Source organism: Asticcacaulis sp. (assembly GCF_051954415.1).
Taxonomy (GTDB): Bacteria; Pseudomonadota; Alphaproteobacteria; order Caulobacterales; family Caulobacteraceae; genus Asticcacaulis.
The window spans coordinates 1-26,633 of sequence record NZ_JBQCHT010000004.1 but is presented as its reverse complement, the minus strand read 5'-3'; the positions used below and the strand labels follow the sequence as shown (position 1 = coordinate 26,633).

The 26,633-nt window shown below is 60.2% G+C and carries 26 protein-coding genes; 15 read left to right on the top strand and 11 right to left on the bottom strand.

Features of this window, described 5'->3' with window-relative positions; all coding sequences use genetic code 11:
* Positions 1 to 43 precede the first annotated feature (43 nt).
* The 4 genes from polA (at position 44) to ACTHND_RS01125 (ending at position 7,119) form a co-directional block, all read left to right on the top strand.
* Positions 44 to 2,902 carry a DNA polymerase I gene (polA, locus tag ACTHND_RS01140; protein WP_440175418.1) on the top strand — a complete coding sequence of 953 codons (2,859 nt, stop codon included), beginning with the start codon at positions 44 to 46 and terminating at the stop codon, positions 2,900 to 2,902.
* Between the two features lie 190 nt (positions 2,903 to 3,092).
* Positions 3,093 to 4,775 (top strand): methyl-accepting chemotaxis protein, encoded by a 1,683-nt coding sequence (locus ACTHND_RS01135; protein WP_440175417.1) that lies wholly within the window; start codon positions 3,093 to 3,095, stop codon positions 4,773 to 4,775.
* Positions 4,776 to 4,980: 205 nt separating this feature from the next.
* On the top strand, positions 4,981 to 6,663 hold the full coding sequence (locus tag ACTHND_RS01130) for a methyl-accepting chemotaxis protein (RefSeq protein WP_440175416.1): 1,683 nt from the start codon (positions 4,981 to 4,983) through the stop codon (positions 6,661 to 6,663).
* 63 nt (positions 6,664 to 6,726) lie between these two features.
* The gene (locus ACTHND_RS01125; RefSeq protein WP_440175415.1) at positions 6,727 to 7,119 is read left to right on the top strand and encodes a VOC family protein; all 393 of its coding nucleotides are present in this window, start codon (positions 6,727 to 6,729) and stop codon (positions 7,117 to 7,119) included.
* Here ACTHND_RS01125 and ACTHND_RS01120 read toward each other — a convergent pair.
* Complete coding sequence (locus ACTHND_RS01120; protein WP_440175413.1) at positions 7,116 to 8,837, bottom strand: hypothetical protein; 1,722 nt, start codon at positions 8,835 to 8,837, stop codon at positions 7,116 to 7,118. The genes ACTHND_RS01125 and ACTHND_RS01120 overlap by 4 nt on opposite strands.
* 251 nt (positions 8,838 to 9,088) lie before the next feature.
* On the opposite strand from ACTHND_RS01120, the gene ACTHND_RS01115 reads away from it, so the two are divergent.
* Positions 9,089 to 9,799, top strand: a complete 711-nt coding sequence (locus ACTHND_RS01115; RefSeq protein ID WP_090650010.1) for a response regulator transcription factor — start codon at positions 9,089 to 9,091, stop codon at positions 9,797 to 9,799.
* Between the two features lie 184 nt (positions 9,800 to 9,983).
* Positions 9,984 to 11,549, top strand: coding sequence for an ATP-binding protein (locus ACTHND_RS01110; protein WP_440175412.1), 1,566 nt, complete (start codon positions 9,984 to 9,986; stop codon positions 11,547 to 11,549).
* Between the two features lie 25 nt (positions 11,550 to 11,574).
* Here ACTHND_RS01110 and ACTHND_RS01105 read toward each other — a convergent pair whose 3' ends face one another.
* From ACTHND_RS01105 to ACTHND_RS01095, 3 genes are all read right to left on the bottom strand, one after another.
* A complete protein-coding gene (locus ACTHND_RS01105; protein ID WP_440175411.1) occupies positions 11,575 to 12,255 on the bottom strand; it encodes a hypothetical protein in 681 nt (226 codons plus the stop codon).
* Positions 12,256 to 12,339: 84 nt separating this feature from the next.
* A complete protein-coding gene (locus ACTHND_RS01100; RefSeq protein ID WP_440175410.1) occupies positions 12,340 to 12,630 on the bottom strand; it encodes a type II toxin-antitoxin system RelE/ParE family toxin in 291 nt (96 codons plus the stop codon).
* The gene (locus ACTHND_RS01095; protein WP_440175409.1) at positions 12,623 to 12,868 is read right to left on the bottom strand and encodes a type II toxin-antitoxin system ParD family antitoxin; all 246 of its coding nucleotides are present in this window, start codon (positions 12,866 to 12,868) and stop codon (positions 12,623 to 12,625) included. Before ACTHND_RS01095 ends, ACTHND_RS01100 begins: the two co-directional genes overlap by 8 nt.
* Positions 12,869 to 13,033: 165 nt before the next feature.
* Between ACTHND_RS01095 and ACTHND_RS01090 the strand changes: the two genes are divergently transcribed.
* The 4 genes from ACTHND_RS01090 (at position 13,034) to ACTHND_RS01075 (ending at position 15,198) form a co-directional block, all read left to right on the top strand.
* Positions 13,034 to 13,471 carry an HPr kinase/phosphorylase gene (locus ACTHND_RS01090; protein WP_440175408.1) on the top strand — a complete coding sequence of 146 codons (438 nt, stop codon included), beginning with the start codon at positions 13,034 to 13,036 and terminating at the stop codon, positions 13,469 to 13,471.
* A gap of 207 nt (positions 13,472 to 13,678) precedes the next feature.
* A complete protein-coding gene (locus ACTHND_RS01085) occupies positions 13,679 to 14,083 on the top strand; it encodes a PTS sugar transporter subunit IIA (protein WP_090649276.1) in 405 nt (134 codons plus the stop codon).
* A 78-nt stretch (positions 14,084 to 14,161) separates the two neighbouring features.
* Positions 14,162 to 14,449 (top strand): HPr family phosphocarrier protein, encoded by a 288-nt coding sequence (locus ACTHND_RS01080; RefSeq protein WP_440175407.1) that lies wholly within the window; start codon positions 14,162 to 14,164, stop codon positions 14,447 to 14,449.
* Positions 14,446 to 15,198 carry a hypothetical protein gene (locus tag ACTHND_RS01075; protein WP_440175406.1) on the top strand — a complete coding sequence of 251 codons (753 nt, stop codon included), beginning with the start codon at positions 14,446 to 14,448 and terminating at the stop codon, positions 15,196 to 15,198. The genes ACTHND_RS01080 and ACTHND_RS01075 overlap by 4 nt, the downstream gene beginning before the upstream one ends.
* Here the strand turns inward: ACTHND_RS01075 and ACTHND_RS01070 are convergent.
* Entirely contained in the window at positions 15,195 to 16,766 is a 1,572-nt protein-coding gene (locus ACTHND_RS01070; protein ID WP_440175404.1) for a DUF5060 domain-containing protein, read from the bottom strand. The two genes, ACTHND_RS01075 and ACTHND_RS01070, sit on opposite strands and share 4 nt — an antisense overlap.
* A gap of 175 nt (positions 16,767 to 16,941) precedes the next feature.
* Here ACTHND_RS01070 and ACTHND_RS01065 point away from each other — a divergent pair, with 175 nt between their 5' ends.
* Positions 16,942 to 17,139 carry a CsbD family protein gene (locus ACTHND_RS01065; RefSeq protein ID WP_440175403.1) on the top strand — a complete coding sequence of 66 codons (198 nt, stop codon included), beginning with the start codon at positions 16,942 to 16,944 and terminating at the stop codon, positions 17,137 to 17,139.
* 675 nt (positions 17,140 to 17,814) lie between these two features.
* Here the strand turns inward: ACTHND_RS01065 and ACTHND_RS01060 are convergent.
* The 5 genes from ACTHND_RS01060 to ACTHND_RS01040 form a co-directional block, all read right to left on the bottom strand.
* Entirely contained in the window at positions 17,815 to 18,168 is a 354-nt protein-coding gene (locus ACTHND_RS01060; RefSeq protein ID WP_440175402.1) for a hypothetical protein, read from the bottom strand.
* 105 nt (positions 18,169 to 18,273) lie between these two features.
* Entirely contained in the window at positions 18,274 to 18,636 is a 363-nt protein-coding gene (locus ACTHND_RS01055; protein ID WP_440175401.1) for an endonuclease domain-containing protein, read from the bottom strand.
* Positions 18,584 to 19,060: an endonuclease domain-containing protein gene (locus tag ACTHND_RS01050; RefSeq protein ID WP_440175440.1), complete on the bottom strand. Its 477-nt coding sequence runs from the start codon at positions 19,058 to 19,060 to the stop codon at positions 18,584 to 18,586. The genes ACTHND_RS01055 and ACTHND_RS01050 overlap by 53 nt, the downstream gene beginning before the upstream one ends.
* A gap of 292 nt (positions 19,061 to 19,352) precedes the next feature.
* Positions 19,353 to 20,411, bottom strand: a complete 1,059-nt coding sequence (locus tag ACTHND_RS01045; RefSeq protein ID WP_440175400.1) for a ribonucleotide-diphosphate reductase subunit beta — start codon at positions 20,409 to 20,411, stop codon at positions 19,353 to 19,355.
* A gap of 343 nt (positions 20,412 to 20,754) precedes the next feature.
* The gene (locus ACTHND_RS01040; protein ID WP_440175398.1) at positions 20,755 to 21,615 is read right to left on the bottom strand and encodes a tetratricopeptide repeat protein; all 861 of its coding nucleotides are present in this window, start codon (positions 21,613 to 21,615) and stop codon (positions 20,755 to 20,757) included.
* 93 nt (positions 21,616 to 21,708) lie between these two features.
* On the opposite strand from ACTHND_RS01040, the gene ACTHND_RS01035 reads away from it, so the two are divergent.
* Positions 21,709 to 23,106, top strand: a complete 1,398-nt coding sequence (locus ACTHND_RS01035; RefSeq protein ID WP_440175397.1) for a leucyl aminopeptidase family protein — start codon at positions 21,709 to 21,711, stop codon at positions 23,104 to 23,106.
* Positions 23,107 to 23,344: 238 nt separating this feature from the next.
* Positions 23,345 to 24,208, top strand: a complete 864-nt coding sequence (locus tag ACTHND_RS01030) for a C40 family peptidase (protein WP_440175395.1) — start codon at positions 23,345 to 23,347, stop codon at positions 24,206 to 24,208.
* Between the two features lie 227 nt (positions 24,209 to 24,435).
* Here ACTHND_RS01030 and ACTHND_RS01025 read toward each other — a convergent pair whose 3' ends face one another.
* Positions 24,436 to 25,074: a c-type cytochrome gene (locus ACTHND_RS01025; protein ID WP_440175393.1), complete on the bottom strand. Its 639-nt coding sequence runs from the start codon at positions 25,072 to 25,074 to the stop codon at positions 24,436 to 24,438.
* A 297-nt stretch (positions 25,075 to 25,371) separates the two neighbouring features.
* On the opposite strand from ACTHND_RS01025, the gene ACTHND_RS01020 reads away from it, so the two are divergent.
* Positions 25,372 to 26,235 carry a prephenate dehydratase gene (locus ACTHND_RS01020; RefSeq protein ID WP_440175391.1) on the top strand — a complete coding sequence of 288 codons (864 nt, stop codon included), beginning with the start codon at positions 25,372 to 25,374 and terminating at the stop codon, positions 26,233 to 26,235.
* A complete protein-coding gene (locus ACTHND_RS01015) occupies positions 26,235 to 26,435 on the top strand; it encodes a SlyX family protein (RefSeq protein ID WP_440175390.1) in 201 nt (66 codons plus the stop codon). The genes ACTHND_RS01020 and ACTHND_RS01015 overlap by 1 nt, the downstream gene beginning before the upstream one ends.
* Positions 26,436 to 26,633: the final 198 nt, after the last annotated feature.

Here is a 26,633-nt window from a genome sequence, read left to right as displayed (position 1 = left end):
ACGGCCTATGAAGACAGCCGAATACCTTCCGAACAGAAAACGCATGTCAGACACCGAAAAACAGAAGCGCCTCGTCCTCATCGACGGCTCCGGCTATATTTTCCGCGCCTATCACGGTCTGCCGCCCCTGACGCGCAAGTCGGACGGCCTGCCGGTCGGGGCCGTCGCCGGCTTCTGCAACATGCTGTTCAAGCTGATCAAGGAACACCGCGGCGATGACGCGCCCTCACACCTGGCGGTCATTTTCGACGCCGGTTCCAAGACCTTCCGCAACGAGATCTACGACCAGTACAAGGCCCACCGCCCGCCGGCGCCGGAAGACCTGATCCCGCAATTCCCGCTGATCCGCGAGGCCACCCGCGCTTTTGGATTACCCGCCATCGAGATGGAGAATTTCGAGGCCGACGACCTGATCTGCACCTATACGCACCTGGCCAAAAAGGACGGCTTCAAGGTCACCATTATCTCATCGGATAAAGACCTGATGCAGCTTGTCGATGACGATGTCAGCCTGATGGACCCGGTCAAGGGCACACTGGTCGGCCGCGAAGGCGTGATCGAGAAGTTCGGCGTGCCGCCGGAACTGGTGGTCGATGCCCAGGCCCTGATCGGCGACTCGGCCGATAATGTACCCGGCGCCCCTGGCATCGGCGTCAAGACCGCCGCGCAATTGCTGCTCGAATACGGCAATCTCGATGCCGTGCTGGCGCGCGCTTCTGAGATCAAGCAGGAAAAACGCCGCCAGACCCTGATCGACTTCAAAGAGCAGATCCTGATGTCGCGCGAACTGGTCACCCTGCGCTGCGATAGTCCCACACCGGTCGATATCGACACCTTCACCCTGAAAGAACCCGAACAGGATGTCCTTTTAACCTTCCTCGGCCTGATGGAGTTCAACTCCCTGGCCAAACGCGTCGGCGGCAATTCCCTAAGCCTGCTGCAAGCCTCTTCGGCGCTGGATAAGCTGCCGACAGCGCCGATCCTGCGGCCGCTCTATGGCGCGCCGAAGCCAGGCCCGGCCGAGGCCGCCATCCAGCCGGTCCACCGCGAGACCTATGAATGCGTTCAGACCCTGGAGGCCCTCGAAAAGTGGATCGCCTGCGCTTACGAAGCCCAGGTGATTGCCATCGATACCGAAACCGACGACCTCTCGGCCTCTCACTCCGGTTTGGTCGGCATCTCCCTGGCCGTTGGGGTCAATCAGGCGTGCTATATTCCGCTGGCCCACACCTCAAATGAGGGTTTCGATTTTGGTGATGGCGGCGGAATCGAGCAGATCGATTTCCAGACAGCCATTGCCGCCCTGAAGCCCTTGTTCGAAGACCCGACCATCCTCAAGGTCGGCCAGAACATCAAGTACGACCTGTCGGTCCTGCACCGCCACGGCATTGATGTGGCGCCTTATGACGACACCATGCTGATTTCCTATGTGCTCGAAGGCGGCCAGCACGGCCACGGCATGGACGAGCTTTCAGAACTGCACCTCGGCCACACCCCGATCCCGTTCAAACAGGTGGCCGGCAGCGGCAAGTCGGCGAAATCGTTCAAATATGTCGGTCTGAAGGAAGCCACCGAATACGCCGCCGAGGACGCCGATGTCACCCTGCGCCTGTGGCATATCCTGAAGCCGCGCCTGCAACGCGAGGGCCTGGTGACGGTGTACGAGACGCTGGAACGACAAATGCCGGCCGTTTTGTCCGAAATGGAGCTGGCCGGCATCCGCATCGATCCGGCCATATTGCAAAGCCTGTCGCACGATTTCGGTACGCGGATGAATGCCATCGAACAGGAAGCCCAAGCCCTGGTTGGTCGGCCATTCAATATGAACAGCCCGCAGCAACTCGGCCAGATCTTCTACGACGAAATGCAGTTGCCCGGTGGCAAGCGCACGGCCTCCGGCCAGTGGGCCACTGACGTCAAGGTGCTGGAGGAGATCGCCGAGGGCAAGCCGGGCCTTGAAGCGGGCCAGCCGCTGGCCAGAATGCTCCTCGATTACCGCCAGATGGCCAAGCTGAAGGGCACCTATACCGATGCCCTCACCGGCTATGCCGACAAGACCACCCAGCGCATCCATACCAGCTTCCATCTGGCCGCGACGCCGACCGGACGCCTCAGTTCCAACGAACCCAACCTGCAGAATATCCCGATCCGCACCGCCGAGGGCCGCAAGATTCGCCAGGCGTTTATCGCCAAACCCGGTCACAAGCTGATCAGTGCCGACTATTCCCAGATCGAACTGCGCATCCTGGCCCATATCGGCGACATTCCGCAATTGAAGGAAGCTTTCCAGCGCGGCGACGACATCCATGCCATGACTGCCTCCGAAATGTTCAATGTGCCGATGGAAGAAATGACCTCGGAAATCCGCCGGCGCGCCAAGGCGATCAATTTCGGTATTATCTATGGCATTTCCGCCTTCGGCCTGTCCAACCAACTTGGCATCGAGCGCGGCGAGGCCGGCCGCTATATCGAGACCTACTTCGACCGCTTCCCCGGCATCAAGGGCTATATGGACGCCACCAAGGCCTTCGTGACCGCCAACGGCTTCGTGATGACCCTGATGGGTCGCAAGATCCATATTCCGGAAATCAATGGCAAGGGCGCGCTGAAAGCCTTTGCAGAACGCGCCGCCATCAATGCCCCCATCCAGGGCACCGCCGCCGATGTCATCCGCCGCGCCATGATGCGGATGCCGCAGGCGCTGCTTGATGCCGGCTTCAACACGAAAATGCTGCTCCAGGTCCACGACGAACTCATTTTCGAGGCGCCGGATTCGGAAATCGAGGCCGTGATCCCGCTCATCAAACGCATCATGTCGGATGCCACTTTGCCGGCGCTGGAAATGAGCGTGCCGCTGGTGGTCGAGGCCCATGCCGCGCTCAACTGGGACGAGGCGCATTAAAGCCCTTGCATTTGTAAGGCTTTGCATAACAAAGCACGGTTTTTACAGAATTTTTCAGCCATTACAAAGTGCGAGATAATTTCGCATTCTGTATGATATTTACCGCCTGTTAATCTGTGAATAGTCAAAAACAACGTTATATGCGCCTGCATTCGGTGGCAGACACTAATGTGCGTTTTTGGGGATCAACATGCTGAAGAATTTCACCATTCGCCTGCGCCTAATCGCGGCGATTTCTCTTCTCCTGCTGACGACGGTCGGGATCGGAATATTTTCCTGGCTCAGTCTGGACACAGTAAATGCACAGTCCAATGCCGTCGCCACCAACTGGCTGCCGGCGACACAGGCCATAGGCAGCCTGTCAGAAGATTTCGAACGCTATCGGCTGCTGCACGGGGTCGCCCTGCTGCGGAGCGGGGCGGATCGTGACGAAACCCTGGCCAAGGCACGTAACACGCTTGAAGAAATAGGGCAGGATTTAAAGGAATATGATCCGACCATAACGCAGGGTAAGGAAGAGGGGCTGGCAAAGGCAATGCACGCAGCCCTTGAGGACTATTTTGCTATTTCCGCAAAATTTGAATCCAGTCTGGCCATCAATGACACTGAAATGGCCACCAGAATATATATTGAAGACATGCAACCCATTGTCGACCGCGTGCGCGCAACTGTAACCGCTGATCGGGAATTTCAGGTGGAAATGGGCAATGCCGCGGCTACTGGCAGTATGCAAAAGGGCGCTCAAGCCAAGACCTTCATTATGGCGGCCATCGGCGTGGCGGCCCTGCTGGGCGGCGTCATTGGCTGGGTGATGATCACCGGCATTTCAAACCCTGTCCGCAAAATGACGGATGCCATGCGCACCCTGGCCGGGGGCGATACATCGGTGAAAATTCCCAATATCGGCGAACGCAACGAAATCGGCGATATGGCTTCCGCCGTCGAGGTCTTCAAGGACAACATGATCCAGAACCGGGCGCTGGAGGCAGAGACCCGTCAGGCGCGTGAAGATGCCGAAGTTCAGCGTAAAAAGACGATGTTCGATCTCGCCGATCAGTTCGAACATGCCGTCGGCAGTATCGTTGAAATGGTATCCTCCGCCGCCACTGAAATGCAGGCCACGGCCTCGCAACTGACCTCATCGGCGCAGGAATCGGCGGCACAGGCCACATCCGTTTCCACCGCCGCAGAAGAGGCCGGCGCCAATGTCACCTCGGTGGCCAGCTCAGCCGAGGAACTGGGCGCTTCCGTGTCCGAAATCGGCCGTCAGGTCGAACATTCGTCGGTCATGGCGCGTGAGGCGGTGCGCGAAGCCGACTCCACCGCCGCCATCGTTCAGGAACTTTCCGAAGCCGCTGACCGGATCAATGGCATTGTCGACATGATCTCCGGGATTGCCTCACAGACCAATCTGCTGGCGCTCAACGCTACCATCGAATCCGCCCGGGCGGGCGAAGCGGGGAAAGGCTTTGCCGTCGTCGCCTCGGAAGTGAAGGCCCTGGCCGGCCAGACCAGCCGCGCCACGGCGGAGATCAGCCAGCATATCGGCAGCATCCAGACCACAACAAGACGAGCGGTCGAGGCCATCGGCAATATCACCGGCACCATCCGCGATATCAATGACTCGTCCTCTACTATCGCCGCCGCCGTCGAACAGCAGGGCTCGGCCACCAACGAGATTGTCCAGGCGGTCAATCAGGCCTCGATGGGCACACAGGAAGTAACCGCCAACATCACTGGTGTGGCCCGCATGGCCGAAGAAACCGGCGCCGGCGCAGCGCAGGTGCTTTCCGCTTCCGGCGAACTGGCCCATCAGGCAGCCAATTTGCGTAGCCAGATCAACAGCTTCCTGGCACATGTGCGGGCAGCTTAAGACAGGCGTTAAGCTTTTTGTCATAGAAATGTAATAAATACAGGTGCATCCCCAGGGTTTATAATTAATACCTTCTTTACCATAGCTGCGTTATTTGGACAGGAATCGAAGTGGGCTGCGTATCAGGGCCGAGACCGATCCGACGCAGAACGCAGGCTGCCGGATACGATAGTGTTTGTGTATGTGCGGCCCTGGGGAAATGCTTATGTTGAAGAACATGACGATCCGGGTGCGCGTGATCGCTGCCTTCGCCCTGGTGCTCTGCGCCACTGTCGCCCTTGGGCTTTTTGCCATCCAGCGCCTGAGCGCGGTCAATGCCTCCGCCAGGGATGTCGGCACCAACTGGCTGCCCGCCGCCAACTTCCTCGGTGACCTGTCTCAGGATTTCGAAACCTATCGCTCCCGCCAGGGCCAGGCCCTGCTGCTGACCGGGGAGGCGCGCGAAAAGATGCTGGCGCGAATGCAGGGCTCGCGCGACGCGCTCGAAAAGGATTATGCTAGTTATAATGCCACGGTGACGACGGATGAGGAGCGCGTCCTCGCCGATGCCATTCACAGCAATCTGACCGCCTATTACGAGGCCAGCAAGCCGCTGGAAGCGGCGACTGCCGCCAATGATGTCGCCGGCGCCACCATCATTTACCTGACAGACATGCAGGCCGGAACGGACGCTCTGCGCAAGGCGATCCGCGATGACCGCGCCTATCAACTCAAGGAAGGACATAACGCTGCCGATAAGGGCATCAAGCTCGGCAACGCGGCCATGACCCTGATCATGATGGCGCTGGCGGCTACCGCCGCCATCTGTTTCGGTATCGGTTTCATGATGATCCGCACCATTTCCCTGCCGATCACGCGCATGTCCGGCGTAATGCAGAAACTGGCCGACGGCGATACCCAGGTCACTATTCCCAATGTCGGCGAGCGCAACGAAATTGGCGACATGGCCGGCACGGTCGAGGTCTTCCGTGACAACATGATCCGCAACCTGGCCCTGGAGGAAGAAACGCGCCAAGCCCGCGAAGATGCCGAAATCCAGCGCAAGAAGACCATGTATGAACTGGCGGATCAATTCGAAAGCGCCGTCGGCGGCGTGGTCGAGGCGGTGTCTTCCGCCGCCACCGAAATGCAGGCCACAGCCTCGCAACTGACCTCGTCGGCGCAGGAATCCGCCGCCCAGGCGACCTCGGTTTCCGCCGCTGCCGAAGAAGCCGGCACCAATGTCACCTCAGTTGCCGGTTCGGCCGAAGAACTGGGGGCCTCGGTGCAGGAAATCGGCCGCCAGGTCGAGCATTCCTCGATCAAGGCGCGCGAAGCCGTCCGCGAAGCCGACTCGACCGCGGCCATTGTTCAGGAGCTTTCCGAAGCCGCCGCCCGTATCAATGGCATTGTCGATATGATCACCGGCATTGCCGCCCAGACCAACCTGCTGGCGCTCAACGCCACTATTGAATCGGCGCGTGCCGGCGAGGCCGGCAAGGGCTTCGCGGTTGTCGCCGCCGAGGTCAAGCAACTGGCTCAGCAGACCGGCAAGGCGACCTCCGAGATCAGCCAGCATATCGGCAGCATCCAGTCGACGACGCGCCGCGCCGTGGAAGCCATCGAGAATATCACCGGTACGATCCGCGACATCAACGACTCGTCATCGACCATCGCCGCCGCCGTCGAGCAGCAGGGCGCCGCCACCAGCGAGATCGTCCAGGCGGTCAATCAGGCGTCGCTCGGCACCCAGGAAGTGACCTCCAATATCACCGGCGTGGCCCGCATGGCCGAGGAAACCGGCGCCGGCGCCGCCCAGGTGCTGTCCGCTTCCGGCGAACTGGCGCACCAGGCCGAAAACCTGCGCACCCAGATCAATAATTTCCTGGCGCATATCCGGGCGGCGTAAGCCCATAAGAAAGCCTAAAGGCGCGGCGGTTGCATATCGCCGCGCCTTTTTCTATTCTGCGGCATGACCGTCAAAACCCTCGACCACGTCAATATCCAGACCCGCGACATGGCCGGGACGATCGCCTTCTATGGCGACCTGCTGGGTCTTGTGGCCAGGACAGCGCCGCGCCGCAAGCCGGAGGAGCGCCAGTGGCTCTACGCCGGCGAACGCGCCGTCATCCACCTCAATCTCTTCGGTACGGATAATACTTACGAACGCCAGGTCATTCCCGGCGGCAATACCGGCGCCATCCATCATGTCGCGTTCGAGTGCGACGATCTGAATGGCATGGTGTTACGGCTTGAAGCGCGCGGTCTGCGCTATGAGCGCGCCGAACTGCCGGAAATCGGCCTGACGCAACTGTTCGTGGTTGATCCCAATAATGTGCTGCTAGAACTGAATTTTCGAACTTAAGCCGCCAGAACGCCTGCGGCCTGCATCATCGGTCGGAGCGTGGCCAGGATCTGCGGCTGCGCCGAAAGGCCGGAGCGCAGGGCCGGATCGCGCATCATCTTCATCACTTCGGCTTTCGCCTGTTCGCTTAAGGGGCCAAAAGGCGCGGACTGCCCGGCCGCGAAGCTCAGCAGCATCGAAAACTTCTGCATGGGGGAAGCGCCGCCGCGCAGAATATGGGCCAGCAGCTTCACGTCCGCGGCGATCTGACTGCCGATCTGGCCCAGCCGGCGGCTGACCTCTTCGCCATCCTGATCGATCAGGGCGGCGGCCGTCACGCGGCCCTGCATCTGCGCCAGGGCCAGCAGGCGTTGTGCCGCCGACTGCTGGCTTTCACGCATATGCCGCTCAAATTTTTCGGCGCCGACGATCTGCGCCAGCCAGCGCGCCGCCTGGCGCTTGTTGGCGGCGCCGACCATGTTTTCACACAGCCAGATCAGGCGGTCGGCCTCCTCGGCCGGCGTTTCGGCGGTTTCCAGCAGACTGGTGATGAAATCGGCCGACACCAGCTTGCGGGACCGGTCGGAAAAGGCCTCGGTGATATCATCCTTCTGGCTTTCGTCGCGGGCCGCAGCGGTCATGCACAGGGCCAGGACGCGCAGGATCTCGATCTCGCCCATCGGATCATTCGGGCGCAGACGACGCGGGCTTTTCAGTTCCTGCATCAGGCGCTTGGAAATATGATAACTCAGGTGCGGCAGGCGGTTGTTCAGGATCAGGTCATGGTAGCCGCCCAGAACACCACTGAGCGGCGGGGTCAGGCGGGCGACGCGGGCATCGGCGCGGGCGATCAGGTCCACCTCGCGGCCGGCGGCCAGGCGCGTCATGATCATCATGGCGCCACCAAGGTCCATCTCCTCGCCAAGCACATCGTTCAGGCTGCCGCGCGCGGCAAAAAGTTCCACAACCGGAATTTCGATCAGTTGCAGCGCCCATTCGCGCTCCGGGTGCGCATCGAGCCAGGCATTGATCAGGCCGGCATGGATCAGCAGGGTTTCCAGTTTCACCGATGGCCGGCGCTGGCCTTTCAGGGCGGCTGCCAGCGCGCCGCCGAAGACATAGGCGCGTTCGGGGTGGTCATGCAGGCGATCGACCACCTCCAGGCAATTCTCCGGCGTCAGTTCCGGGAAAAGCCCCTTGCGGCCATCCTGGATCAGGCGCGTACACGCCTTGTCGAACAGGCTTGACCAGCGCCGCATCAGGTCATGCAGGGCCTGGCCGGTTTCGTGGCTTTCCGGCACGGCCAGCTTTTGCACCACATGCAGCAGTTCGCTGCCGGAAGCTTCCAGCCGCTCGGCCAGGTCGGGCCGGTGCAGCAGTTCAAACGCCGTCACACCCTGCAGCTTCAGCCAGTCTTCCAGCAGACGGGAAATTTTCTCACGGGCAAGCGCACTGTAAAGATCCTGAGGGCTGGTGCAGACCGTATCGGTTGTGGGGGCCAGCTTCGGCTTTTTCGCCGCCACCGCCACGCCCTTGTCCAGCACGGTCACGCTGCTGTATTCACCGCTTTCGGGATCGAGCATTTCCTTGGTGACCCGCACCGCGGCGCGGCCGCTTTTCAGCATCTCATCCGCCGCGGCCACCACCTGATCGCGCGATTCCGACGCCATCTCCAGTACCCACGACGATTGCGGGGTGCGGCGGGAAAAGAGTTCGTAATGCACCGGGCGGTGGCTCATGTGGTCCTGAAATGGTCGTTTAGTGATTGATCTGCATGGAATTATTACACCCCCGACGTTAAATTATGATTTAGGCCGCAATTGCGGGCCCGAAGGCCAGAAAACGCCGTGTTCAGGCCCTGAAAAGACCGCAGCCATGCGTTTAGTGCCTTATAAGGAACTGCCAATGGTGGTTTTACACGCCAAAGTTCAATTGAACTTTGGAGATATGCGTTTATTTAAGAGACAGCTTTTTCAATTCCGGAGATCACATGGCCAAGATTACTTTGGTGGACGACGACGAGAACATTGTCACCAGCGTGTCGCTCGCGCTGGAAAGCGGCGGCCACACCGTCCAGGCCTATTATGACGGCGCCTCCGGTCTGGCCGCGCTCGAAAAGGATCCGCCCGACCTGGCCATTCTCGACGTCAAGATGCCGCGCATGGACGGCATGGAAGTGCTGCGCCGCCTGCGCAACACCTCCAACCTGCCGGTCATTATCCTGACCTCGAAGGATGACGAGATCGACGAGGTGCTGGGCTTCAATCTCGGCGCCGACGACTACATGCACAAGCCGTTTTCGCAGCGCCTGCTGCTGGAGCGCGTCAAGGCCGTGCTGCGCCGCGCCGGCATTGTCGAACAGGGCGAGGCCCCGGAAGTCACCGAGGCGCTCAACGCCAAGTCGCTCAAGCGCGGCAAGCTGGTGATGGACGCCGCCCGCCACGAATGCACCTGGGACGGCAAACCGGTGCGTCTGACCGTCACCGAGTTCCTGCTGTTGCACGCCCTGGCCCAGCGCCCCGGCTTCGTCAAGAGCCGCGACAACCTCATGGATGCCGCCTATGACGACCAGGTATATGTCGATGACCGCACCATCGACAGCCACGTCAAGCGGATGCGCAAGAAGTTCCGCCAGGTCGACCCGACCTTCGATTCGATCGAAACCCTCTACGGCGTCGGTTATCGCTATCGGGAAATCTAGCATATTTCCCCTCTCCCCACCTTGTGGGGAGAGGACGAGAGCCGAGCGCCGCGAAGGCGATCGGGTGAGGGGCCATTCGCAAGGACAAGCCCCTCATCCGGCCTTCGTTACACTCAGGCCACCTTCTCCCCGCAAGCAGGGAGAAGGGATAAGCATCGCATTTTAACCCTTGGAAAGCACTTTGGTGTCCAAACCCTGGCTAAAACGGCTCCCTTTCGGTCAATCCCGTCTGGGACGACTGATCTTCGGGCTGAATCTGCTGGGGCTGTTGATCATTGTCATCGGCGCACTGGTGCTGAGCGATTTCCGCGGCGGCCTGATCAACGCCCAGAGCGATTCTCTGCTGTCACAGGCCCAGCTTATGGGCGAGGTGATCGCCGAGGTCGCCACCGAAGGCGTGCCGGAGCCGCATCTCGAAGCCGAAAATGCCGCCATTGTGCTCGGCCGGTTTATCCCCTCCGGCCAGCGCGCCCGCCTGTTCGACGACAAGGGTAACCTGATTTCGGATTCCTATGCGGTTTCCGACACGATCGACGTGTCGCAGCTTCCACCAGCGCGGCGGCCCAATGACCCGCTGCCGGAGGATAAGTCCGCCAAGCGCCAGGCCCGCCGCGCTCTGGCCGAGCAGCAACTGCACGGCGAGGTGATGATGGCCCTGTCCGGCGCGCCACCCACGGCCGTCGTGCGTCTCAACGAGCGCGGCATCAAGGTGGTGTCGGTCTCCGTCCCCTTGCGCCATGTGAAAGAGGTGCTGGGCGTCCTGACCATCGAACGCGGCGATGTCGACAAGATTGTGGCGGCGCAGCGCTGGTCCATGCTGCCCTTCATCCTCGTCGCCTTCGGCGTCACCATGCTGTCGTCGCTGCTGTTGAACTGGCTGGTCAGCCGGCCGATCCACCGGCTTTCGGCGGCGGCGGATAATGTCCGCCTGGCGCGCACCCGCGCCATTTCCCTGCCGGATCTGGAATCGCGCAGGGACGAGATCGGCACCCTGGCGCGTTCGCTGGAATCGATGACCGATACTCTGTGGCGCCGCATGGAGGAAATCGACCGCTTCGCCGCCGATGTGTCGCATGAGATCAAGAACCCGCTGACCTCGATCCGGTCGGCGCTGGAAACTCTGCCCCTGGTGAAGAACGACGAAGCCAGGGACAGGCTGATGGCGGTCATCAACCAGGATGTGCGCCGTGCCGACCGCCTGATCACCGATATTTCCAACGCCTCGCGCCTCGATGCCGAACTGTCACGCGATACGCCGAAAAAGGTTGAGGTCGGCACCCTGCTGGAGGATATCATTTCGCTCTATCAGCAGAGCCATATTGCCGGACAGGTCGCCGTCAGTTTCAAGCGTACCCTGTCGCCGGCGGCGTCTCTGGTCAATGGCCGCGAAGGGCCGCTCGGCCAGGTCTTCCGCAATATCATCGATAATGCCCGTTCCTTCTCACCGGAAGGCGGCGAGGTCCGCGTCACGCTCGCCCACAGTAATGCCGATCCGGTGCGGCCGACGAGCATTGTGTTCGAGGATGACGGCCCCGGCATTCCGGAGGATAACCTGGAGACCATCTTCCAGCGCTTCTATACCTCGCGGCCCAAGGGCACGAGCTTCGGCAAGAATTCCGGCCTTGGCCTGTCGATTTCGCGCCAGATCATCGAGGCGCACGGGGGTAAGGTCTGGGCGGAAAACCGCAAGGACGAAACCGGCCATATCGTCGGCGCCCGCTTCTCGATCCTGTTGCCGAACGCGAATTGAGCAATCACCAGCCGTCTTAAGAGCCTTAAGGCTTTGTCCCTTGCGAAGTCATATCTATTACGGGGATCGATGCGGTCGTACACGCTTTCGGATCAGCGGCAGCGACTCTCCGTGCCGCCTTGGCGAGAAGCGCATCCCTTGCATCCCAATTGCCAAGATCGAATGTGGTATCCGAAAGCGCTTGTCCCTTTCGAATCAATTTTACACTCAGGCGCCCCCCCTCCGTTATCGCCGCCTTGATCGCGGACCAATCTTCATTTGGGAAAACGATATCCATTGCGGGCTGCGTCTCATCGTCACTCCCAAAATCGCGCCCATATTTTAGCTGTTCACGCTTAAACACGACGCTTTCGGTGGGCAGATCTAGGATTACCTGTGTATCGTCCGGTTGTGTTGGCGGCGGGATACGGAATCTAATATATCCGCCACTAGGGACTCTACCCATTTCCGCCAAGGTCGAATTTGCAAATTTCAAAGTGAGCCGAGGACTCATCGGTGCCGGCGCAGGTCGCCAGACGATTTGCGGCTTGTTGCCTTCTGGCCACCAGGCTGGGGCGAGAGTCTCATCGGTAAGAACCTCGACCGTGCCGCCGGTGTCAGAATGCTCTATGACATGGCAACGAAGAGGCCCCCCGAAAGCCACACCAGAAGAGAACACGACCGACGCAAACACCAGCGTGACGAATGACCAAGCTCCTTGCCTCATTGCTCTCTCCCAGATGTATATGTGTAAAACAACAGCTTGCACGTCAGTAATAGCAATACGACTAAACAAGTAGGTGCAAAATGGCTACAGATGGCGGCTGGCATCCATGCGATCATGTAAGATGCGCATAATATCAATGCCATTTGCCGCCTTGCGAAAGTAAATGACGTGGCGTTCCACATTGCGGCGTCTATACCCAATCCGGATATGGTCGCAGGCGGGCGCTCTGTCTGGCGTTTCGGCCAGTTTATCAAAAGTGGCGATCAGTTTGTCTGTATAGCGGTCAGCCTGATCGATGCCCCACGCCGTGACGGTGGTTCGCCAAATCTGTTCCATGTCGCGCTCTGCTGTCGGTGCAAGGCGGTATTCAGCCATGTGTTGATCGCATCCGACGCTTGAAGGCTTCCGGGTCGAAACGCTGCGGCTCGCCGCTGTTTTCGGCCTCAATGAGTGCGGCCCGGACGCGCTCTATCTCTGCCACTCGCTCCTGTTCACGCCGAATGAGGTCGCGGATTATCTCGCTGTCGTTGGTATAATTTCCGGTCTCGATCTGGGATTTAACCCACGCGTCTTGCTGATCGGTAATGGTGATGGTCTTGCGCACAGTCGCCATATCTGCTCCTTCACAAAATATCATACTATTGGTGCGATTTTACACATTATCCGTCAGTTGCCAATCTCCTTTATCCATTGAGACCAAATCGAGGTCAGGGCTTTTTCCTTACCTCCGCCGCTAGAAACGACTTTCACGCCCCGCCATCCGTGCCTAAATACCGGCATGAGCAAACTTATCATTCACGCTACGTCTTTAAGCCTGCATATTGGTCAGGCATGGCGCGGCGTGCTGATCATGGGGCCTTCCGGCAGCGGCAAGAGCGACCTGGCCCTGCGCCTGATCGAAACGGCCGGACATACCGGCTGCGCCCTTGTCAGTGATGATTGCAGCGTGCTGTGGACTTCCGGCGGGCAGCTTTATGCCGGCGCGCCCGAAACGATAGAGGGCCGCATGGAAATCCGCGGGCTGGGCATCATGGCGGCGGAAACGCGCAAGCTGACGCGCATCCACCTGGCGGTTCTGGCACAATCCGACCCCATCGAGCGGATGCCGGAAAACGAAATCACGCCCATTCTGGGACAGGCTATCCCCACCATCCGTCTCAACCCGCGCGAGGCGTCCAGCGTCAGCAAACTCCTTCACCGCTTGAAAATTGCTTAAAAAGACTTACCTATACGTAAGCTCTCGGACTAATTCATACCCTGTAAATGTCACCTCTGGCATATTTGGCACACCGGTCTATTGCGGCGCAAAATTTGCTGGAGACTCCTAAATCTCGTTTTGCAGTGCGATGAAATCGGGACTAGTATGACGGGCTACCCCGCTTAATGGTGACAAGCCCAAGGCGTTAGTAAGGATGTTGCTTTAATGATCGGACTGGTCATCGTGACTCACGGCAAGCTGGCTGACGAGTTCGTATCGGCGATGGAACATGTGGTCGGGCCCCAGACTCAGGTGGCCGCCATCTGTATCGGGCCCGAAGACGATGTCGCCCAACGCCGCAAGGATATTCTGGAGGCCACCTTTGCCAACGATTCCGGTGACGGCGTTATCCTGCTGACCGACATGTTCGGCGGCACCCCCTCCAATCTCGCCATTTCGGTCATGGAACAGACCAAGGCCGAGGTCATTGCCGGCCTCAACCTGCCGATGCTGATCAAGCTGGCGTCTTTACGTAAAAACGAAGACCTCGGCGCCTGCGTCTGCCATGCCCAGGAAGCCGGCCGAAAATACGTTACCGTCGCTTCCTATGTGTTGTCCGGCGATAACTGACGCTTCCTTTTTTCTGGACTAAAATCCCGAACGCCCGCATTCTCCGCCGCGATAAGCCCTGACTGAAGGGGGATGCGAGTGAGCGAGACTGAGCCCGGCGTGCGTACTGAGGTCGAAATCTGCAACATGAAGGGCCTGCACGCGCGGGCTTCCGCCAAGTTTGTCAAGCTGGCTTCGGCGTTTGACGCGCAGACCTATGTCATCAAGGACGATACCCGCGTCGATGCCCAGTCGATCATGGGCTTGCTGATGCTGGGCGCCGGCATAGGCACGGTTATCGGCATCGAGGCCGAAGGGCCCCAGGCCGAAGAAGCCGTGGCTGCCCTGGCCGAACTGGTCAATAATCGCTTCGACGAGGAAGCATGAGGGCCGCATTCAAGCTTTGCCTGGCGCTTATGGTGGCTTCCGCGCTCGGTGCTTCCGGCCTGGTCCATGCCGAGGGCGAGCCCTATGACGAAAACGCCCCCGCACCCAAGCCTGTGGTGAAGCGCAGGAAGCCCGCCGCCAAACCGGCGCCGGTCCTGACGACGCCGGTGGCACCTATCCCTTACGCCGCAGGTAAACTCAGCCCCGATATGGCGAAGGCCCTGACCCCGGAGCCGCCGGCCACGCTAGCCCCCCTGCCGCCGCCGATCGCCATAGCCCCGGCGCCCATCACCATGCAGCCGATTGCCGATCCGCCGCCGGCCCCACCGGTGGCCGCCGCATCGCATGTCCTGCCGCCACCGGATCAGATCAGCCTGAAATGCGAAACCCAGGTCACCGAGGGCAAGCGCTTCGTCTCGCAGGGCATCTTCTATATCGACCTGTTCCCTTCGCCGGTCTTTCCCGATGAACACGCCGATTTCAAGTTCCTGCGTGTCGATCCGGCGCATCCGTCGCTGATCCGTCAATCGATCTGCCTGGATGTCTTGTGTCCGGCCAATGTCACCGCCTCGGCCTATTACCTCGTCAATCGCGTGACGAAACATGGCAGCGCCCTGCGCATCACGCTCGATCGTTCCAATGGCGCTTTCTATGCCGAGGAGATCGACAACAAGCGCATCGGCAAGGACGCCCACCGCGGCGAAACCGGCTATTGCACGCCGCAAAAACGCCCGGATACCCTGTTTTAAACCCGCACGACCCTGACCGCCATCCAAGGCTGGCCGGGCAGGGCGATGACCGGCCGCGCCGAATCGTGGAAGCTGTAGTTGTCCTTCTTCTGCACAGTGAAAACGCCCTCAACAGGTGCCACCGTCATGTTCCAGGTATCGATCAGGTCGACACGGAACTGTTCGCCGCCGGCCAGTTCCTGCTTCGGCAGGTCTAGTGTCCAGTCTGACGGCGCCTCACTGCCGAAATAGCGCAGGTAATACTGCCCGGCCTGGCCGCCGATATGGCGGTCCCACCATTTATCGACCGGATCGATACCCGGCTTCGGCCCCGCCTCCATCACCGTTTTCAGGAAGGCCAGCCGCGGCACACTGGTGCCGAGCAGCCGCCCGCCGATGCCGCTCCAGCCGCCATCCGGACTGAGGTTTTCAGCGGTCAGCACCTCGCCATGCCCGACATAGGTGCCGGCGATCAGGCCATGCCAGAAGCGCGACACCATCTCTTCACCGGTGAGATTACCCCAGCGCAGGTCTGACTTGCCCTCGTAGCAGATCTCATCGAAGACCACCGGCTTTTCCCAGACGCTGCGGTAAATTTCAGCGCGGGTATCATCCTTGACCGACATGCCGTTCTGGATGCTGGAATGCGTCACCCACGGCTTGCGGTTATCGAAAAACGCCTTGCAGTTATGGATGGAGCGCAGGCGCTGGTGCGGGTCAGTATCGGCGACGAATTGCCCGATATGGTCCCAGTCCGCTGGCGATTTCGCCTTCACCAGGTCGAACTCGTTGGCCATCGACCACCAGACATTCCGATAAGCCCCCAGGCGGGCGATGACATAACGCAGGTAACGCTCATCATCGCCGCGGGCCATTTCGGCATAGCCATGCACCTTGTCATAAGGGTGATAGAGGATGATATCGGCCTCTATGCCCAGCGCCTGAAGCTTCGCCACGCGGTCCTCGAAGCGGCGGAAGAAGGCGGGGTTAAAACGCGTGGCATCCCAATCCCTAGGGCCGGTGCCGGTATAGATATAAGGCTCGATCGGCTCGGCTTTCACATTGGCGTAGACGCACATGCGCAACTTGTTGAACGGCGACGCCTTTAGCGTTTGCAAGGTCAGGGCGCATTGCGCGTCCGATTGCTGCGCCCAGGCATAGGCCGTGGTGCCGATCTGGCGGAAGGGCGTGCCGTCGGCATAGGCGAAGTGATAGCCATCCGCCGTGACGCGCACCGGGCCATGATTGCCGCCGCTGGCTGGCCACGCGGTAAAGCTGCCGCTGCGGCCAGCCAGCGCTTTCACAGGACTGATTGTCCGCCACTGCCAGGCGCCTTCGGTTTCGGGACTGAAGCGGATCTTGTAGACACCGTCACCATCATAAAAACCGGGCACGGTAATGGTTTGCGCGCCATTACTGAATTCCGCCGCGAGCGTGACATCGACAAACGGATTGCCGGTTTTCGGCCCGTCGAGCGTAATTTCATAGAAGCCCCAGCGCTCGATATCGGTCGTCTGGGCCTGAGCCGTACCTGCCAGGGACAGTGCGCCGCCCAGCACCATGACACCGCGCCGCGTCAGTTTCGACATGACAACCTCCCATTATATTTGTCAGTCATCATATGATTATAATGCAGGGAAAGGCAAGCCGTATGAGGGGCCTTATGCCTTCCTTATGTTGCGGGCTCCCTCAAGCGTCGAAAATTTAGGCCCGCACCGCCTATAGTGAGCACAGACATTAACCCATTGATTTCAGGAGATATTCATGAATAACGATCGAATGCAAGGCAGTTGGGAGCAGGTCAAGGGCAATGTCCAGAAGATGTGGGGCAAGCTGACCAATGACGATCTCGATGTGATCGAAGGCGACCGCAAGCTGCTGGCCGGCAAGATTCAGGAACGCTACGGCATCACCAAGGACGAGGCCGACAAGCAGATCGACGAGTGGAACCGGACGCACTAATCGCGTTTTAAAAATTTAAGATTGTCGCTTCTTTCCCGCCGGATGGTTGCGACGATAACGGGCGGAAAGGCGTTTCCTCAGATGCGTCTTTCCGCTCTATTTTTTTTTGGACGCTATCTTTCGATCTGGTTGTAGCCGGATGATACGCCAAGGCCAAAGGGCTAGTATCAGGATGAGTGATGCGCGCATCATAGCTCCCCGGCACGAGGCATATCAGCGCTAATCGCCGGGATTGTCCAGACGGAGAACCAGAACCGGCCGGGCATGGGACGGTGGTGCGTCACGACGCCTGAAGGCCGGCCCTGATCCGAGGGGAATTGAAGGGCCCAGGCGCGGCGCCGGCATAAACCCGCCACACACCGCGCCTGAGCCTTGAACCCGCCGGGTGTCCCGAAATCGGGTCTTCAGCGGCTGGGATCAACTTATGGGACCGAGGGTAAGAATACTGTTCCAGGCGCGTGGTCACGGCGTAAGAAATGAGTCAGTATGAGCGTGTGAAGAAAGATACCCCACCACCACATCTCGGCCTTTGGCCTCGTGCGGTCCCCCTCCCCAGTAAACTGGGGAGGTATAAAACAGGTGCTTATATCATACCTCCCCATCTCTGATGGGGAGGGGGACCGCGCCCTTCTTTAGGGCGTTGGCGGGGCGCGCAGCCTGGTGGGGTTTCTTGCTTTAACCGGCCTCACGCGCCATCCGGCGAGCGGCAGCCAAAGTGTCCAGACTGTGATTAAGCACCGCCTGCCAAGTGGTCAGGGCTTCGCGTTCGGCGGCGGGTTCGGCGGTCGTTACCCAGGCCGGCTTGGTCGGCAGGTCGTCGCGCGTCTCGGTATTGACGGCATCGAGTACCTTGCCGACGGCCAGCAGGGTCTTGGCGGCCTGCTCGGCTTCCTTGTAGGTGGCAGGCGGTTCAAGCGCTTCGACGGCGCGCAACAGCGCTTCCGCCTGATCCCGCAGACGCTGCTGCTGGTTGCGACGAAGCGCCTGTCTTTGTTCGGGCGTGGCGATGGGGGTGTTTGTCTGTTCCATGGGGACAAGCATGGAACGGGAATTGGCAGCGGGGATTAAATTTCAATCTCCTCCCCTGCAAAGCGGGGGAGGTGTCAGCGCGAAGTCACTGACGGAGGGGGCCTCTTAAATTCCCGCTCGCTCTTTCGCCAATAACCAAATCCCAAACGCTACTTCGTCAGGATCAGCCATAATCTCGCTCGCCGCAATCCGGTAAGTAACGATGCCCAGCTCCAAAAACCACGCATCACGCCGCTCGTCCCGTTCAGGATGATCCGCAATGGTGTGGATCAGGCCATCGACCTCAATGGCCAGCCTTGCCTTGGCGCAATAGAAATCAAGCACATAGGGGCCGATGGGATATTGTCGGCGAAAGCTGATGCCGGTGTCCCGCACTCTGAGCCGCGCCCAGATACGCGCCTCCGGTGGAGTCATTTCACGCCGCAGCTTTCGCGCAAACGCAAGCTTGGCTTTGTCCCGAACCCTCATGACCGAAACTTAACACCCTTCTCCTCCCTTGCAAGCCCTTGGGCGAAGCGGGGGAGCGGGGCGGCCCGTGCCGTGTCGAGCAAGGCCGGAGGCCGCGTCGAGACGGAGGGGGCCTCTTAAATTCCCGCTCGCTCTTTCGCCAATAACAAATCCCAAACGCTACTTCGTCAGGATCAGCCATAATCTCGCTCGCGGCGATTCTGTACGTCGTTATGCCCTGCTCCAAAAGCCACGCATCACGCTGCTCGTCCCGTTCAGGATGATCCGCAATGGTGTGGATCAAGCCATCGACCTCAATGGCCAGCCTTGCCTTGGCGCAATAGAAATCCAGCACATAGGGGCCTATTGGATACTGTCGGCGAAAGCTGATGCCGGTATCCCGCACTCTGAGCCGCGCCCAGATACGCGCCTCCGGTGGAGTCATTTCACGCCGCAGCTTTCGCGCAAAGGCAAGCTTGGCTTTGTCCCGAACCCTCATGACCGAAATTAACACCCTTCTCCTCCCTTGCAAGCCCTTGGGCGAAGCGGGGGAGGTGTCGAGCAAGGCCGGAGGCCGCGTTGAGACGGAGGGGGCCCTTCGCGCTGACAAATACTCCGTGAATCCAGGATTGAGAGCAGAGGCCCCCTCCGGCGGGACTTCGCCCGCCACCTCCCCCGCCGCGCTACGCTTGCAAGGGAGGAGAAATAAAAAAGCCCCCATTTCCGGGGGCTTTTCTTTAGGCATTCACACCGTTCTTTGTGGCTTCTGACCGCTTCTTGAGCAGCGTATCAAACGCCCCCCAGACGCCTTCGTCACCGGTCCATTGTCCCTTGGTGGCGGCCTTGGAATATTCCGTGGCGCGGGCCTCGAAGAAGTTGGCGTGTTCGACGCCCGACAGCAGCACCTGCAACCACGGCAGCGGGTTTTCCTTGCCGGCATTGAACACTTCCGGCAGTTCTAACTGGCGCAGGCGCCAGTCGGCGATATAGCGGATATAGGCCTTGATATCTTCAGGCGTCATGCCCTGGACCGGCCCCATTTCAAACGCCAGGTCGATGAACTTGTCTTCCATGTTCACCACGGTCTTGCAGCAATCGATGATGTCATCGGCCACCGACTTGGTGACGGCCTTCGTTTCGCGGTTGAAGGTATGGTAGAGCTTGATGATGCCTTCGCAGTGCAGGCTCTCGTCACGCACCGACCACGAAACGATCTGGCCCATGCCCTTCATCTTGTTGAAGCGCGGGAAGTTCATCAGCATGGCGAAGGAAGCGAAAAGCTGGAGCCCTTCGGTGAAGCCGCCGAACATGGCCAGCGTCCGGCAGACATCGGCTTCGGTATCGACACCGAACGTGCCCATATAGTCGTGCTTGTCGCGCATGGCCTGGTAATCCATGAACGCGCCGAACTCCGATTCGGGCATACCGATGGTTTCCAGCAGCAGGGCATAGGCGGCGATATGGACGGTTTCCATATTGGCGAAGGCCGACATCATCATCTTGATTTCGGTCGGCTTGAAGACGCGCGAATAGCGCTCCAGATAGTTATCCTGGACCTCGATATCCGACTGGGTGAAGAAGCGGAAGATCTGGGTCAGCAGGTTGCGCTCTGAGTCATTGAGCTTGGTGGCCCAGTCCTTACAGTCCTCGCCCAGCGGCACTTCTTCCGGGATCCAGTGGACCTGCTGCTGCTTGCGCCAGAACTCAAAGGCCCAGGGATAGCGGAATGGCTTGTAGGAATGGCTCGGGGTCAGGAGACCGGCGGATGAATTGGCCAGAAGAAGTGAACTGCTCATAGAAAACCCCGAATCGATACTAAAGCGCAAATGTCATGGCTATATCACCACATTTCGTGGTTAAGGCCAGGTTAACATCTACATATGGTATGTGGTTTTTGGGGATAATTTTCAATCCCGACACGAAGCGGTCAGATGACGCTTCGGCGCATACGGTAGCACAGGCTTCCGCGCGGCGCAGCGGCAAAAGTTAACGGGTTACAATTGGTGATGCGCCCCTCCGTCAGCGACACCAGTCCTTCGGGCTTCGCCGCGAAGAACCGGGCGCTGCCACCTCCCCATTTAAGAAATGGGGAGGAGATTTTAGCGCTATAAACTTACGGGTGCAGGGGCTGTGCCCCTGCTAACTACCCGACGCCCTGACCGAATCCCACGAGCGCGTCGGCGCGGTGGTCGAAGCCGGGGCGGCCTTCGCGGCCACCGCCTGCTGAAGCCATGCCAGGGCGGCATCCGCCTGTTGCGGTGGCAGGTCGCGGCGCAGCAGACTTTCGGCTTCCGGCATCTTGCCTTCGAGGCCCAGCACCAGGGCCAGGTTCTGGCGGATCTGCACGGTGACGCCCGGTTGCGCCACGGCGGTGCGCAAGAGCGGCTCGGCGCCGGTGAAATCACCACGGGTGACCCTGGCCATGGCCATATTGGTCAGGACGGCGGGATTGTTGGGCGACAGCGCGAGGGCCTGGTTCCACGCCGTTTGCGCCTCGTCCGGGCGCTTGGTCTGGTCATAGGCGACGCCCAGCAGGGAATAAGCCTGCCAGTCCTTCGGCTTCAGTTCGATGACGTGCTGCAGCGGATCGATGGCGAAGAAGGCGTTGTTGTCGGCGATATGGGCGCGGGCGGCGGCCAGCAGGATATCGGTATTATCGGGCGCGAACAGCAGGACGCGGTGGGCGATGTCGGCGGCTTCCGGATAGCGGCCGAGCGCGCGCAGGGCGTTGGAAAGGTAAAGCCCCATCTTCGCATCGGTCGGGTTATGCTCGAACTGATCGTTGAAGAAGACGGATTGTTGCAGCGGATCGGCGCGCAGGGCGGCCTCGATCTCGGCCTTGCCGGCGGGCTTGAAGGCGGGCGCTTTCGGCGCAGCAGATGCGGAAGCGGCCGGCGCGGCGTCTTTTTTAGCGTCGTCCTTGCCGAACAGGCCGGCAGAGGCTGGACTGGCCGTGAAACAAGCCACAAGAGCGGCGGAAACAAGCAGGCGGCGCAGCATGGCGAACCCCGATTAACGAACAGAATTAAGCTTTCGGTGACCGCTGTGAAGATATAGTTAAAGCTCTTAACAATCGTTAACGGTAGTGAATTGATGCCCAAACCAATCAAAGCCCCCAAAGCTGCCGCCGAGAACACGCTGATTGCGCTTTTTGAGGAAGAGGCCGCCGCGGCGATTGCTGCACTGACCCCGGCACAGGCGAAGTTCCTGACGCTTAAGGGCTTCACCGGCAAGGCGGGCAGTCTGATTGTCCTGCCGGAAGAGAGCGGCTGCCGCGCGTGGTTTGGCCTGGGGACGCGCAAAAACTACACGCCGATGAGCTTCCGCGCCCTGCCCTCGCAACTGCCCAAGGGATTATGGGCCCTGCAATATGACGCGGAATTGGACGCCGGCGCCATCCATGTCGCCTGGGGGCTGGGCGCCTACAGCTTCACGCGTTATAAATCCGGAGCGATGCCAGGCGAAGTTCGGGTCGATGACAGCGCGCTCGACGAGGCGACGAAGACCGCGGTGGCACGCGAGGTCAGGGCGCACAACCTGGTGCGCGACCTCGTCAATACGCCGACCAACGACATGGGACCGGCGGATATCGAGGCTGAGGCGCACCGCATTGCCGGGGCATATGGCGCCGCGATTAACGTCATTGTTGGCGAAGACCTGCTGAAGGAAAACTATCCGGCCGTCCATGCTGTTGGCCGCGCCGCCGGGCCGAACAACCAGCCGCGCTTTATCGAGATCACCTGGCAGCCGAAGGGCGTGCCGGGCCCGCTGCCCGTGGTGGCGCTGGTGGGCAAGGGTGTGGCCTTCGATACCGGGGGTTTGAATATCAAGGGCGGCGCCGGCATGGGGCTGATGAAGAAGGATATGGGCGGCGCGGCCCATGCGCTTGCCCTGGCCGACTGGGTCATGGCCAGCCAGTTGCCGATCGCCTTGTCCGTGCTCATTCCGGCGGTGGAAAATTCGATATCGGGCGATGCCTTCCGGCCGGGCGATATCATCGCTTCGCGCGCGGGGCTATCCATTGAAATCGGCAATACCGACGCCGAAGGCCGGCTGATCCTGGCCGATGCCCTGACGCGGGCCAGCGAGCTGGAGCCGGCCCTGACGGTCGATTTCGCCACCCTGACCGGTGCGGCGCGCGTGGCCCTGGGGCCGGAAGTCATTCCATTCTATACCGATGACGAGGACGTGGCGCGGCAGCTTGAGGTCGCCTCGATCGCGCAGAACGACCCCCTGTGGCGGATGCCGCTGTGGAAGGGCTATAATGATGCGCTCGACAGTGACATCGCCGATATCCGCAATGATCCGGCGGGCTGGGCGCAGGGTGGTTCGGTAACGGCGGCGCTCTTCCTGCAACGCTTCGCGCCGAAATCGGGCGCCTGGGTGCATTTCGACATCTATGCCTGGAATCCGCGCGGCAAGGCCGGATCACCGGTCGGCGCCGAGGCGCAGGCGCTGCGGGCCGTCTATCAATTGCTGACGTCTTATTGAAGTCAACCCTGTTAAGACCTGCTTCAGCTTTCATAAAATTCCGGATTTCTCAGGAAATCCGGCAAGGGCGACCGCCCGCCCGAGCTGATGCGAGGTAAGCCGCGCGGCGTTTGAGCGCATAAAGAATCTATTGACCTTGGCCGTTAAGGCGATCTTTGCATCCGTATCGTAGAGTGACCATATAAGGCGCAGAGTACGTGCGCCACGGTGATGTGACCTGCAGAAGGTAGACGGCTTTATGACGCAGATGAGTGATGATCCTTTCGACAAGCGCACCACGCCCTTCAAGGACGGCGTGACCGATCAGGCGCATGAGGGCCTGATCCGCGCCAAGACCTATGTCGCCGGCGAGGTTCTCTCCTGTTACGACGCCGCGGCGCCGATTCTGTCGCAGCCGGAACACGGCGCGGAGCAGTGGGATCAGCTCCTGATGGGCGAGCGCTTCAAGGTCATCGAGCGCAAGCATGACTATTTCTGGGGCCAGGCCCTGCGCGACGGCTATGTCGGCTATGTGCCGGTGTCGGCCTTCAAGCGCGACTGGTATCTGCCGACGCACTATGTCTCGACCTTGCGCACCTATGTGTTTGCCGGCCCCAACCTGAAATCCTCGACGCTGACCGCGCTCAGCCACAACGCGCTGGTTTCGGTGACGCGCTACGAGAACGGCTTTGCCTATATCAACGAAATGGGCTGGGTCTTCGCCAATCACCTGTCGACTTTCGAGACTTTTGCGCCGGATTTCGTCAGCGTGGCCGAAAGCTATATCAACGCGCCCTATCAGTGGGGCGGCCGCGAAAGCCTGGGCCTGGATTGCTCTGGCCTGCTGCAACAGGCGCTCTATGCCTCAGGCTATGGCTGCCCGCGTGATTCCGACATGCAGATGAAGCTGGGCTTGGCCCTCGATATCGGGCCTGACCTGCGCGGCCTGGTGCGCGGCGACCTCGTTTTCTGGAAAGGTCATGTCGCCATTATGACTGATGATGTGAATATCATCCATGCCAATGCCCACCACATGAAGGTGGCTATCGAACCACTGGCCGATGCGGTTAGTCGCATCGATTCATGCGGTTCGGGTATGCCGCTGGCGTTCAGGAGGCTGTAGAACATTATCCTCCCCTCTTGGAGGGGAGGTGTCGAGTAAGCGTAGCCGTCAGGCGAAGCATATCGAGACGGAGGGGTAAAACCGCCCCCCGCCACAAAGCCCCCTCCGTCAGCGACACCGGCTCTTCGAGCCTCGCGCTGACACCTCCCCCGCTTCGCAAGGGAGGAGATAAAACGAAAACCCCGCCGGAGCGATCCGGCGGGGGTTTGTTTTGCGTTTGTATCCGCTTATTTGGAAGCCGCTTCCGCGGTGGCAGGCGAAGCGGCAGCGCCTTCGGAGGCAGCCGCAGGGGCGGCACCTGCGGCCGGATTCGGCGCCGGTACGGCATAACCGGTCGAGCCCTGGCTATGCAGATAGGCGATCAGGTTGATGCGGTCTTCCGGCTTCTTGACGCCGACAAAGGTCATTTTCGTGCCCTTGACCACCTTGGACGGCGCGCCGAGGAAGGCATAGATGGCGTCCCACGACCAGTTCGGGACTTCCTTGGCATGCTCTTTCATGGCGTCGGAATAGTCCATGCCGGGGTGAGAGGCGACCGGCCGGCCGACCACGCCCCACAGGTTCGGACCGATCGCGTTCGGGCCGCCATTGGCGTTATTGTGGCAAGAGGTACACTTGGTCTGGAAGGTCTTTTCGCCGGCGGCGATATCGGCTGTCGGGATTACCGTGCCCCAGTCGGGCGGCGTATCGACAGCGGCGGCAGCCCCGCCTTCGCCACCGGTATCGGCGACTTCGATATGATAGCCGGCCTTTTCAGGCGCTTCACGATGATAGATGGCTTCGGCGCCCAGCTTGACGCCCATGATTACCAGACCGGTCGCCAGGACCGCACCGAGAATTTTGTTTACCTGAAGGTCGCCGCTCATGTCGCCAAGTTACCCTGTTGATTCATTAGTGCCCGGAGCTTAGGCCACCCGTGACGTGTGTCAATATGTGGCGAAAGCAAGGCTTATTGATCTACTTGCGTTTGGCTCTCTGACACGCTACCGCGAAAGACGCAAGCCGACTTTTACCGCGCAACAGGCAAAATGGCGGCTGGCGTGGCATTTCGTCGCACTTTGTTCGCTCAGGCGCCGCGGGGGCTCCTCGCATCAGCTCGGGCGCGCCTTGTGCTTGCCAAAACCCCACGGGTTTTGGAGTACTTGATTCAGAAGGTTCTTTAGATGACGACCCAAACTATTCGCAAGATCGCCTATCAGGGCGAGCCGGGGGCTTTCAGCCATCAGGCCATCAAGCGCTGGTTTGGCGAATTTACCCCGGCGCCTTACCCGACCTTTGAAGCCGCCTTTGCCGCCGTGCGCGATGACGAGTGTGAGCTGGGCATGATTCCGGTCGAAAATTCCGTGGCCGGTCGCGTCACCGATGTCCACCACCTGCTGCCCAATTCGGGCCTGAAGATCATTGGCGAGCGCTTCCTGCCGATCGAGATGATCCTGATGGGTGTGCCGGAAACGAAGCTGGAAAATATCCGGGTGGCGGCCTCGCACACCATGGCGCTGCTGCAATGCCGCAAGGCGCTAAGGGAACTGAACATCACCGCCGAGGTCTTCCATGATACCGCCGGCGCGGCCCGCGCACTTGCAGAAACCCGCGAACTGGACCGTGGTGTTATCGCCCCGGAACCGGCGGCCGAGCTTTACGGCCTGAAAATCCTGCGCCGTCATATGGAAGATGCGCAAAACAACACGACGCGCTTCCTGATCCTGACAACCGAGGATCGCGTGGTCGAACCCGCGCCAGGCATCGACTGCATGACCAGCTTTATCTTCCGCGTGAAGAATATCCCGGCCTCGCTTTATAAAGCGCTGGGCGGCTTCGCCACCAACGGCGTCAACATGACCAAGTTGGAATCCTACATCGAAAACGGTGTCTTCGCCTCGACCGTCTTCTATTGCGATGTCGAAGGGCGCCCGACCGAAGGCGGGCTGAAACAGGCGCTGGAGGAACTGAACTTCTTTGCGGTCGATGTCGAGATTCTCGGCACCTATCCGCTTGATCCGTTCCGTAACAGCGAGGGGCAGCGCTGATGTCCGATGACCGTTTGACGGCGCTGGAGGAACTGACAGCGCATCAGTCGAAGACCATAGACGAACTGTCGGAACAGGTGACCGAGCAGTGGAAGGTCATCGACCGGATGAAACGGATGCTGGAGCGCCTGGGCGAACGGCTGGAAACGATGGAATCCGGCACGGGCGAAGTGCCGGTGACCAAGCCGCCGCACTACTAAATCTCCTCCCCTGTAGCGAAGCGTACGGCAACTTCGTTGTGAGGGAGGTGGCGCGGCGTAGTCCGCGACGGAGGGGGCTTTCTTTCGGACCGGGGAATGCCCCCACCCTCCCCGACACCCGCGCTTCGAGCCGCGCGCGGACACCACCCCCCCTTAGCAGGGGGGGAGAGTATGGGGTCGGCGATATGCTAAGTGGTC